The 10,824-nt window shown below is 42.6% G+C and carries 10 protein-coding genes; 2 read left to right on the forward strand and 8 right to left on the reverse strand.

Annotated features, from left to right (window positions below; genetic code table 11):
* Positions 1–317 precede the first annotated feature (317 nt).
* From V7654_RS16040 to V7654_RS16065, 6 genes are all read right to left on the reverse strand, one after another.
* Positions 318–1,448, reverse strand: coding sequence for a conserved virulence factor C family protein (locus V7654_RS16040; protein ID WP_335431614.1), 1,131 nt, complete (start codon positions 1,446–1,448; stop codon positions 318–320).
* Between the two features lie 254 nt (positions 1,449–1,702).
* On the reverse strand, positions 1,703–3,586 hold the full coding sequence (locus V7654_RS16045) for an ABC-F family ATP-binding cassette domain-containing protein (RefSeq protein ID WP_335431616.1): 1,884 nt from the start codon (positions 3,584–3,586) through the stop codon (positions 1,703–1,705).
* Positions 3,583–4,227: an HD domain-containing protein gene (locus V7654_RS16050; protein ID WP_335431618.1), complete on the reverse strand. Its 645-nt coding sequence runs from the start codon at positions 4,225–4,227 to the stop codon at positions 3,583–3,585. Before V7654_RS16050 ends, V7654_RS16045 begins: the two co-directional genes overlap by 4 nt.
* Before the next feature lie 143 nt (positions 4,228–4,370).
* Entirely contained in the window at positions 4,371–5,219 is an 849-nt protein-coding gene (locus V7654_RS16055; RefSeq protein ID WP_335431619.1) for a DegV family protein, read from the reverse strand.
* Positions 5,220–5,334: 115 nt separating this feature from the next.
* Positions 5,335–5,865, reverse strand: coding sequence for a hypothetical protein (locus V7654_RS16060; RefSeq protein ID WP_335431621.1), 531 nt, complete (start codon positions 5,863–5,865; stop codon positions 5,335–5,337).
* Positions 5,866–5,886: 21 nt separating this feature from the next.
* Entirely contained in the window at positions 5,887–7,575 is a 1,689-nt protein-coding gene (locus V7654_RS16065; RefSeq protein WP_335431623.1) for a formate--tetrahydrofolate ligase, read from the reverse strand.
* A 184-nt stretch (positions 7,576–7,759) separates the two neighbouring features.
* On the opposite strand from V7654_RS16065, the gene metA reads away from it, so the two are divergent.
* Positions 7,760–8,668 carry a homoserine O-acetyltransferase MetA gene (gene metA, locus V7654_RS16070; protein WP_335431624.1) on the forward strand — a complete coding sequence of 303 codons (909 nt, stop codon included), beginning with the start codon at positions 7,760–7,762 and terminating at the stop codon, positions 8,666–8,668.
* 39 nt (positions 8,669–8,707) lie between these two features.
* Here the strand turns inward: metA and V7654_RS16075 are convergent, their stop codons facing one another.
* Positions 8,708–9,400: an AIM24 family protein gene (locus V7654_RS16075; protein WP_335431626.1), complete on the reverse strand. Its 693-nt coding sequence runs from the start codon at positions 9,398–9,400 to the stop codon at positions 8,708–8,710.
* A gap of 23 nt (positions 9,401–9,423) precedes the next feature.
* On the reverse strand, positions 9,424–10,101 hold the full coding sequence (locus V7654_RS16080) for a class I SAM-dependent methyltransferase (RefSeq protein ID WP_335431627.1): 678 nt from the start codon (positions 10,099–10,101) through the stop codon (positions 9,424–9,426).
* A 122-nt stretch (positions 10,102–10,223) separates the two neighbouring features.
* Here V7654_RS16080 and V7654_RS16085 point away from each other — a divergent pair, with 122 nt between their 5' ends.
* Positions 10,224–10,442, forward strand: a complete 219-nt coding sequence (locus V7654_RS16085) for a DUF3892 domain-containing protein (protein WP_335431629.1) — start codon at positions 10,224–10,226, stop codon at positions 10,440–10,442.
* Positions 10,443–10,824 lie beyond the last annotated feature (382 nt).

Raw genomic sequence — 10,824 nt, forward strand, 5'->3', positions numbered from 1 at the left:
TCCACTACAATCAACAGGTCTTATACAACAACATTGGGCTTTAACAGAGCCTAAAAAAAAGATAATGTGGTCCAAGGTTAGGAATTAGATAATTTTCGCTTTTTTTAGTGACTTATAAGAAAAGCGAAAGCGCCTTGTAAAAGGAACGGCGACTAACTACGCCACGTCCTGTGGCAACGTCGCCGTCAGCACATCCTGTGCAAATCTGACAAGCGCTGGAGCTGGACTATTCTCGAAGTGAATTTTATGCTTTCTTATCCAACGAAAAAAAGCCAGGTTGCAAATTGCATCCCGGCTTTTTTGTTTACATAATATTATTATTGATTTCTTGCTTCTGTCATCTGCTTCCAAACTGATCCTTTGGCTTCCTCACCCAGTTCAATTCGGGCAATTGCCAATTTCACCTGCATGCTAACTTCAAATTCCGGATCTTTTTCAGCTTCTTTTAGAGCAGGTAGTGCCCTCTCGTCTCCAACCTCATAGAGGAACATCGCAGCACGCCAGCGTACAAGTTTACTCGAATCTTTCAAAGCTGCCATTATTTCATCCATTGCTTCAGGATGGCCTAAATCTGACAAGCAGTCCCCAGCTGTCCTTCTCACGGTGACGGTTTTATCCTTTAACGCTTTATATAGAAGCGGCAGTGCTTCTTTATCTTCAATCATTCCGAGATAAACTGTTGCAAGCCTGCGAATGGATGCCTTCTCATCATTCAACGCTTTTTCAAGCATTGGCAAGTCCTCAACTGTTGGATCCTCCATTTGATCTAGCAGCTGGTACCTTATACGCCAATCTGGACTATCCAAATCGGCTGCTATAATTCTTATTTTTTTCTTCGCAGATTTGATTCGTGCTTCCTGCGCAGGATTTTGTGCAGCCGTCACAAGCTCTTTCAGCCTTTCAGGAGGATAGGCTGCGAGAAGTTCTTCGACTACTTCATTTCCTACCTGTTCAAATTCGCCGTATCTGACTCCAAGCTCCTTCCATCTGCGGACCATAACGATATTATCTTCAGGAGACTGGACTTCGCCGACGCTTTTTACAAAAAGATCCGGAAGGCCGAAGCGCTTCTCTTCAGTTCCATCTGTTAATTTAACCTGCATCGGGATGCCTTTGTACACTTGAACTTGAACTTTAATTTCTCCAAAATGCTCATTTATTTTTGGTGTGCCATCGCCTGATTCCTCAGTTTCCTGACCAAACGCTTTTCTCACTGAGGGTAAAATAGCCTGCCAGTCAAATTTAGCATTCCTCTCTACTGCAAAGAAATCTGCTACATGGTAAACACCTTTCACGCCTTCGATGTCGAGTATTTTAACAATAACATCAGGTGCTCCGGCTGTAGCACCCTTCTTGTAATTATTGCTTTTGCCCATAGGAAGCTCTTCATCTAGATTTATTTTCATTGTATTCGGGCTTGGTGTTGGTTCAATCGATAAAATTTTCACATTCCCACCCCTTTGTAATTATTAGGAATGAAGCCATTTTAACATAACATGATATGGATAGCATCGAGAGCCACTTATTGTGGGTACATGTTTATTAGCTGTATTTATCATCAGCAGGATTCAACATAGCAAAAAAATAAGAAGGAGGAATCCTTCGATTATTAAAATTCATACGCCAATAACACATGATTTCACCCTTGTAAATAAAAAGCTGACTCAGAAGGTCACTATCAACGACCTTTTGAGTCAGGCTCTTACTCATTTTCTGCAAGTTCACTCAAATAACTCCATCTCTCAATCAAATATTCAAGCTTTTCATTCAGCTCAGTCTCTTCATTTACCAAAGCCTGGCCTTTTTCAAAATCGCTGCCGATGTTCGCCATCTCACCCTGGATTGCTTCAAGACGATTTTCAGTTTCGGCTATATTATCATCAATTTCTTCGTACTCTTTTTTCTCCTTGTAGCTCATTCTCTTTTTCTTCGGTTTTTCGGCAGGTTCTGTTTTTTCTTTCTTTGAAATAGCAAGATCAGCTGCTGGCTTTGGACGCTTTTCCAGATAGTCAGAATAATTGCCAAAATAAAGTGCTGTTCTGCCTTCGCCTTCAAGCACCAATATCTGATCAACGACCTTATCAAGGAAATAGCGGTCATGGGATACGCTTATGACAACGCCCGGGAAGTCTTCAAGATAGTCTTCCAATACAGTCAAAGTCTGGGTGTCAAGGTCATTCGTCGGCTCATCCAGGAGCAGGACGTTGGGTTCTTCCATTAATAGTTTTAAAAGATACAATCTGCGCTTTTCCCCACCCGACAGCTTCCTGATAGGAGTACCATGAGCATAAGGTGGAAAAAGAAACCTTTCAAGCATTTGTGCAGCAGAAATCGTCTTTCCATCTGTCGTATGGACAATTTCTGCTGTCTCCTTCAGGTATTCTATCACCCGTTTATTTTCATCCATATCTTCATTTTCTTGTGTATAATAAGCAATCTTTACAGTTTGTCCTGTGATGATTTCACCTGAATCCAGCTGGTTCCTGCCAGAAAGGAGATTCAGCAAAGTGGACTTACCCGTGCCATTTCGGCCGATGATTCCCAATCTGTCGCCAGGCTTGACCAGCAAATTAAACTGGTCTAGAATCACTTTCCCATCGTATTTCTTCACGGCATCTTTTAATTCCAGCACCTGTTTGCCCAATCTGCTGCCGCTTAAGGAGATTTCTAGCTTCTCAGAAGATTTCACATTTGAAACTTCTTCATCAAGCTGATCGAAACGCTGGATTCTTGCCTTCTGTTTGGTCGTCCTTGCTTTTGCGCCACGCCTGATCCATTCTAGCTCCTGCCTGAATAAGTTCTTCTTTTTTTCAAGAGTAGCAGCCTCATTTTCTTCCCGGATTGCCTTGGCTTCAAGGAAATTCGCGTAGTTTCCTTTATAGCTATATAACGACCCTCCGTCTAGTTCAAAAATCCTGTTCGTGACCCTGTCAAGGAAATAACGGTCATGAGTCACGAGCAAAAGGGAACCTAAATATCTTGATAAATAATCTTCAAGCCATTTTACTGTATCATAATCAAGATGGTTCGTTGGTTCATCGAGGATTAACAAATCAGGTGACTCTATCAAAACCTGCGCGAGGGCAACGCGCTTCTTCTGTCCCCCTGAAAGCTCATGCATTTCCCTCGAGAAATCAGTGATTCCCAGCTGCATTAAAATCGATTTCGCTGCTGTATTTGCATCCCATCCATCAGAGCTGTCCATCTGTCTCTGTAATTCAAAAAGCCTTTCCTGAAGCGCACTGTTATCTGGCTTGCTGCTCAATTCGGATAGTACCAATTCATAATCCCTCATCAATTTGAGGATTGGCGCTTCCCCGCTGAATACTTGATCAAGTACAGTGCGGCCTGGCTCCATTTCAGGCTGCTGCGAAAGGAAGGAAATCTTATAGTCTTTAGGAAAAATAATATCTCCTGAATCAGGCTGGTCGATGCCAGCGACTATTCTAAGCAAAGAAGATTTTCCTGTTCCGTTCACTCCTATTAGACCTACTCTTTCACGCTCGCCGATCGTAAATGAAATCCCTTTGAATAATTCTTTTTCTCCATATGTTTTTGTCACGTTTTCAATCGTGATCATCTTCATGCGTTACCATTCCATTCACTGTAAAATTGTGCAAGGAAGCTTTCCATGAATGCGTGTCTTTCCTCAGCGAGCTTCTTTGCTTGTTCAGTATTCATTTTATCTTTCAGCTTCAATAGTTTTTCAAAAAAATGATTAATAGAAGAACTTTTGCCAGTACGATATTCTTCCAGGGTCATTTCTTCCCTGACAGAAATGTCGGGGTCGAAAATCGGGTGTCCCTTCTTCCCACCATATGCAAATGTCCGGGCAATCCCAATCGCCCCTAGTGCATCGAGGCGGTCTGCATCCTGGACTATTTTAGCTTCAATGCTGTTAAGTTCAATCTCGCGGCCCCCTTTAAAGGAAACCGTTTCGATACAATCCTTTATCAAATTAGCTATATTTCTTTCAAGCTCAAGTCCTGACAAAAATGAATCAAGCTTAGACCATCCTGCTTCTTCAGTCTCATTCAACTTTTCATCAGGTATGTCATGAAGCAAGGCTGCCATTTCTATAATGAACCAATCGCCTTTTTGTTCTTTGCTCCATATTAAACGGGCATTCTTCCTTACTCTGTCAATATGGTGCCAATCATGCCCGGATGAATCCTTGCCTAGTTCGTTTTTCACAAATGCCTCTGCCGCTTCAATCATATCTCTCATTTGCTGCACCTACTTTCCTACGGAAATTATTTTACCACATAGAACCTATTCGTCTGTAGCTATGTATATTTACCATGAATTTTTCCTCAACGAATGCCTGCATATAAATTTGTAAGTCCAAAAGAAAAAGTGCCAATTGGCACTTAAACATCTGCATTATTCCAGCTGATTCCAATAGTATGTTCACCAGCATGCACCCCGATGACTGCTCCAATCGGACAGCTTAGGAATTTAATATCCGGAAAATCACTTTCCAGATGGGATTGCCAATCATCGGCTGTCTCTTTATGCAATCCATATAAAATGTAAACTTCCTTAACATTATGCTTTTCATGGGAAGTCCTTAAATACTCGAACATTTTTTCTCGGGCTTTTTTATCGCTCCGCACCTTGTCTTTTGTATTCAATCCGCCATCTTCAATACTGATAATCGGTTTTATGCTCAGCATGCTGCCAAGGTAAAATTGTAATCCTGACATGCGCCCGCTTCTATGGAGCTGCTGCAGGCTGCCAACCATTACATATGTTTCATTGGAGTCACGCAATATCTCCAGTTTTTCTTTTATTTCATCAAGGCTTGCACCCTGTTCTGCTAATGCGATGCCCTTCTTTAATTGGGAAGTAAGCGGAAACGTTAGGATCTTCGAGTCAAATGTGACTACAGGGATCTCAACTGAATGAGATGCCTGTACACTCGAAGCAACTGTCCCGCTCAGCTTTGCAGAGACAAGAATAGAAAAAACCGCATCATATTCTTTTGCAAGCTGCTCATATAATTCCATAAACACCCCAACCGGTGGCTGTGAAGTCTTAGGTGGTGTTTTTAAGTTTTTTAACCTTTCGTATAATTCTTCAGCAGTTAAATCTTTGCCATCCAAATATTCTACATCATCTAAAACTATGGTCATTGGCACTTGATAAACATCCGGATGGTTTTTCAGCTCCTCATCTAAATAAGCTGTACTATCGGTTACCCATGCGATTTTTTTCAAACGCTCTCCCCCTTTTATAAAATATGTCTAAGTCGCATACCATTACTAGATTATTCTGAAAACTACAGACAAATTCCTGCCTAACATGGCAGGAAACATTGATTCTATTAAATTTTTATGATAATGAGACTTTGAGGTTTACCAAGGATTGAATCATATAATCAATCATTTCTGCGAGATCATCAATCTGGTTCTCGTAAACGAGTCTGTTAAAGGAAATTGATGCTTTATTGTTCACCTGGGATGAGTCCCCTAAAGCGTGAATCTGGGCGATTTGTTCAATCGCCCGGCTAGGTCCCCAAATATCTTCTAAAACAATTTGAATCTTTTCGTAAAGACTTGATTCATTACGATGACTCAGTGAAAAATGAATAACGACTATACATCCTGCAAGGTGCTGGGCATGCTCCAAGTCCATCAGCTCGGCAGAAAGATTTTCAAGCCCGGCCACGAGTGTCATAGTCGCAGATACACCCAAATGTTCATCGCCTGGCAGACAGAATGTTATTTCATATTTCCGCGACAGCTTTGCAGTGTTAATCCAGTCATTTCGGTCTATGACCAAGATTTCGCCGCTTAAATCTCTGTCATAAATTTCGCCTTCGATCACGACTTTGATATTTTCAAATGCTGTCGGGTCAAACATGAATTTTCACTCCTTTTTTGCCTAGAAAAGTCCTACTGCGTTTCCATCCTCATCAACATCCATATTAAGGGCAGCCGGAAGCTTAGGGAGTCCAGGCATTGTCATCACTTCACCTGTCAAAGCCACGATGAACCCTGCACCCACAGATGGCTTTAATTCTCTCACAGTAATCGTGAATCCAGAAGGCCTTCCAAGCTTTTGAGGATCATCAGAAAGAGAATATTGCGTCTTTGCCATACATACTGGTAGAACCCCCCAGCCATGACCTTCAAATTCAGCAAGCTGTTTCTTAGCTTTTGGTGAAAACTCCACTCCATCTGCCCCATAAACCTGGCGAGCAATCGTCTGGATTTTCACTTCCAGAGGGTCTGCCAAGTCATATAAATGCGCAAAGGTATTTTCACTGCTGCTGATAACATCAAGCAATGTTTCTGCCAACGCCTGACCACCAGCTCCGCCTTTTTCCCAAACTTCCGTTAATGCAGCAGGAATGCCAGCTTCATCGCATAATTCCCGTAAAGTATTAGTTTCAAGGTCAGTATCAGTGATAAATCTATTAATTGCGACTACATAAGGGAGACCGAAGCCAGCAATTGTCTCGACATGCTTTTTCAAGTTTGTAAAGCCATCCCTTAATGCCTGTACATCTTCTTTTACAAGCTCAGTTTTTTTCATGCCGCCATGCATTTTGAGGGCTCTGATTGTAGCGACAATCACAACAGCAGCAGGTTCGATTCCAGCAGTCCTTGCCTTGATATTAAGGAACTTTTCCGCTCCTAGATCTGCACCGAATCCTGCTTCAGTTACGACAAAGTCAGCAAGCTTGGAAGCCGCTTCCGTCGCTATTACACTGTTACACCCATGGGCAATATTCGCAAACGGACCACCGTGTATCAATGCCGGAGTATGCTCAATTGTCTGGACAAGGTTCGGTTTTACTGCTTCCTTTAGCAGAAGTGTCAGTGCACCTTCAACTCCAAGATCACCAACAGTTACCGGCTGCCTGTCATAGTTATAGGCAACGACCATTTTTGCAAGCCTGCGCTTTAAGTCTTTTAAATCGCTGGCAAGGCATAGAACCGCCATAATTTCAGATGCCACCGTAATATCGAAGCCATCTTCACGCGGAACTCCCTGCAGTGGTCCTCCAAGGCCAATGACAACTTTTCTTAAAGCGCGGTCATTAAGATCAAGCGCTCTTTTCCACACAATCCTGCGCTGATCAATTTTAAGCTGATTGCCCTGCTGGAGATGATTGTCAATCAATGCTGCCAGAGCATTATTGGCAGTTGTTATTGCATGCAGGTCGCCTGTAAAATGCAGGTTGATGTCTTCCATTGGAAGAACCTGTGCATATCCTCCACCTGTTGCGCCTCCCTTGATCCCCATTGTCGGTCCTAAAGATGGCTCACGCATCGCGATCATTGTATTTTGGCCGAGTCTGTTCAAAGCATCTGCAAGGCCGACAGTCACTGTCGACTTTCCTTCCCCTGCCGGAGTGGGGTTAATCGCCGTAACAAGAATGACCTTACCGCTTTCTTTTGTCTTAAGATATGCAAGAGCCTCTGCTGAGAGCTTAGCCTTGTATTTTCCAAACAGCTCAATTTCATCAGCATCGAGGCCAATTTGGGCTGCAATTTCCGTAATAGGTTTCATTTTACTTTCACGAGCAATTTCAATATCTGACTTAACCTGAATATTTGTTTCCATCCTCAATCCCCCCAGATATTCTCTATATGCTTACCATTTAATATTCTACCATCAGAGCAAAGCTATCAGGAGAAAAATATTCATCAGACACAAAAATTTCCCTTTAGTCAATTGCTCCGTCAAAGAATTCAGATTATAATAAAATTTATTACAATTCGAGCTGCTTTTTAAAGGAGGTTGTCTCATGCCAATTAAAATCCCATATCATCTTCCCGCAAGAGAGATTCTGGAGGAAGAAAATATTTTTATCATGGATGAAGGCCGGGCTGCACAGCAGGATATCCGTCCGCTCAATATTTTGATACTTAACCTGATGCCGGAGAAAGAGAAAACGGAAAGACAGCTGCTGCGCCTGCTCGGGAATACACCTCTCCAGGTGAATATCACTTTCTTAAAAACCGCTACCTACGAATCAAAAAATACATCAAGTTATCATCTTGACGAATTTTACCAAACCTTTGACCAGGTTAAGGAAAAGAAATATGACGGAATGATCATTACGGGTGCACCGATCGAGCTGCTGGAATTTGAGAGTGTGGACTATTGGAGTGAGCTCACGGAGATTTTAAGATGGACAGATAAGAATGTCACCTCCACCTTGCATATATGCTGGGGAGCCCAGGCTGCATTATACTACCATTATGGAATCGGAAAATACGAGCTTCCAAAAAAGTGCTCTGGAGTTTACATGCATCGAGTCCTGGACGAAAAAGCAAAACTTTTGCGAGGGTTTGATGATGTTTTCAAAGCACCGCATTCCCGAAATACTGATATTTCAATTGAAGAATTGATAAAGAATAATAATCTTAAGCTGCTTGCCTCTTCAGACGAAGCAGGACCATTAATCATCTCATCAGCTGATGGCAGAAGAATCATGATTACTGGCCACTTGGAATACGAAGTTTCTACTTTGGCAGAAGAATATGCGCGGGATAAGGCGAAGGGGATTTCCATCCAAATGCCTGAGTATTATTTCCCTGAAGATGATCCGGTTCGAACTCCGGTAAATAGCTGGCGTTCGCACGCACACTTATTCTTTTCTAATTGGCTCAATTATTACGTATACCAGGAAACACCATATGATTGGGATTAACAGCAAGCAGAGGCATCTTGGTCGATGCCTCTGTTTTGTTTATGCCTGAGGAGCATAGTATACTTCTTCGTATGGCTGGACTACAACAAAGCCCTCACCGCTGAATTTCATTTGGATCGATTCTCCACTCCCTCGACCTAGGAAGGTTTTTAACGAAATATCAGTGACGAATTCAGGCTGGAGATTTCCTGACCATGCTACTGTCGCATTCGGGTCTGAATACACAGGATTATCCTTGCTGACAAGAAGTGTCAATGGTTCATAATGAGACGTAACCGCTACCATTCCTGTTCCCTCTAGCCGAACATTGAACAATCCTCCTGATAGCATTCCAGCCACTCGCCGCATTAGTTTGATATCCCAGCTGATGGAAGGTTCGAATGCAAGAAGATCATTTCCGTTAACAAAAATCGATTCGTTCTGAAGGTTTAAAATCGATATTTTTTTCCCTTGGTCTGCCAAATAAAGCTTTCCATTGCCGGTTGCTTTCATAAGTGACGTACCCTCACCTGTCAAGGCCTTCTTAAACATCTTTCCCAGACCATGCTCGAGGATGCCCTCTCGTTCAAACTTGATATTTCCTCGGTAAGACACCATTGCCCCGGCTTTTGACCAAACCTGGCCATTCAGGTTGATTTCCAGCATCCTAGGAGTCTCAATTTCAAATAACCCTTCCCCTTTATCCTGCTGTTTCGTATTACTCACAAATTCCTCGATTGAATATCGACTCATTCCCTTATCCTCCTTAGTTAGCCTTAGTTATTCAGTTGAAACATAAAGACCCACATAAAGGAAAGTGATTGCTGGAGTTCGCTTGGCAGTGATCCAAGAGCGAGCTGTTCCGCAGCTTTTTTATAAACGCCATACTCCCCGACCTTCTTCCAGCCATTTTCAACCGTGAGCCTTTCAAGCTCCCATGGCATGATTGTATTGCAAATCACTTCTTCACCATATAGTCTTCGATAACTATTAATTCTAGGACCCGCTGTTGGCCCTAAAATGCCAATGCAGGCATAGCCACCTGGTTTCAAGATCCTGGCGATTTCTTTTAATGATTTATATGGACTGATTGTCCATTCAAGGGAATTGATCGCCATGACCGCTTCAAATGTGCCATCAGGGATTCCACTATCAGATAAATCCGCTTTATGAAATGCAATATTTTCATTTCGGGGATTCTCCCGGGCTTTTTCCAGCATTTCATCCGAAACATCTAATCCTGTGACTTTATATCCTGCTTCTGCTAATTTTTCTGATCCAATTCCATCTCCGCAGCCTAAGTCGCATACAGCGGCACCGGCTGGAACGTATTTTTTAAAGAAAGGGAAAATATCTTTCCTGCTGCCTGTTTCCCACATTCCCCTGCTTCGGGAGTTCCAGGACGATGCCATTCCGTCCCATTGTTTCTCTGATTCCAATTCCCAATTGAACATATCTTCTTGTTCACCTGCCTAGTTTCTATTAACTAGTTATTTCGCGAAAAAAACATGAATTCCTTTTTAGTTTATTTTTCAAGATAAAGTGCAAGACTAGGAGGATGAAAGGAGCGGATCATATGGATCAAGAGCAATTAGTGGCAATTCATAAAAACCACGCTGGTGAAATCATCAGCTTCCAGACCTCAAGCGGACGGATTATTTCTTATCGAAAGGCCTTGAATGAAGCGGAAGCAGGAATAATTACAGGAGTTAATATCAATGAGACTGGCGAGGGCTCTGCATCTCTGGTTTCCGCTGATGGTCAAGAGTTTGATCAGTTTCCGGATATATACTAGAAACACCGGACTTTAATGTCAGGTGTTCAGTTTGTAGACAAAAGGGGACATCAATAAGACCTCTTGGTTACCTGAAAGAACAAATATTTGAAAAAGAGGGCACCAATAAGACCTCTTGGTTACCTAAAAGAATTAAAATTTGAAAAAGAGGGCATCAATTATGTCTTTTAGCTACCTAAAACAGGGGCCATGTTGATTAGAGTGAATGGCGCGCAGACTCCTCTAACATGCTAGCGCATTTTCTTCGTAAGTGGGTTCTCGAGGAAGCTATTCAATGTCCTGAGGATCAGCTGGACAGCTGAGACCTAGGTGAAATGGTCCTCGTGAGGGATCATTTGCACCCCGCAGACCCCAGCGGCGGCGAGGAGGCTCAGCGCCAGCC

It is taken from the genome of Bacillus sp. JJ1609 (assembly GCF_036967045.1).
Classification (GTDB): Bacteria; Bacillota; Bacilli; order Bacillales; family Cytobacillaceae; genus Mesobacillus.

Excerpts from the sequence above, each read along its gene's own strand:
- V7654_RS16045 (WP_335431616.1), bottom strand. The coding sequence starts at position 3,586 with ATGAAGATGATCACGATTGAAAACGTGACAAAAACATATGGAGAAAAA.
- V7654_RS16050 (WP_335431618.1), bottom strand. The coding sequence starts at position 4,227 with ATGAGAGATATGATTGAAGCGGCAGAGGCATTTGTGAAAAACGAACTA.
- V7654_RS16060 (WP_335431621.1), bottom strand. The coding sequence starts at position 5,865 with ATGTTTGACCCGACAGCATTTGAAAATATCAAAGTCGTGATCGAAGGC.
- V7654_RS16065 (WP_335431623.1), bottom strand. The coding sequence starts at position 7,575 with ATGGAAACAAATATTCAGGTTAAGTCAGATATTGAAATTGCTCGTGAA.
- metA (WP_335431624.1), top strand. The coding sequence starts at position 7,760 with ATGCCAATTAAAATCCCATATCATCTTCCCGCAAGAGAGATTCTGGAG.
- V7654_RS16075 (WP_335431626.1), bottom strand. The coding sequence starts at position 9,400 with ATGAGTCGATATTCAATCGAGGAATTTGTGAGTAATACGAAACAGCAG.
- V7654_RS16080 (WP_335431627.1), bottom strand. The coding sequence starts at position 10,101 with ATGTTCAATTGGGAATTGGAATCAGAGAAACAATGGGACGGAATGGCA.
- V7654_RS16085 (WP_335431629.1), top strand. The coding sequence starts at position 10,224 with ATGGATCAAGAGCAATTAGTGGCAATTCATAAAAACCACGCTGGTGAA.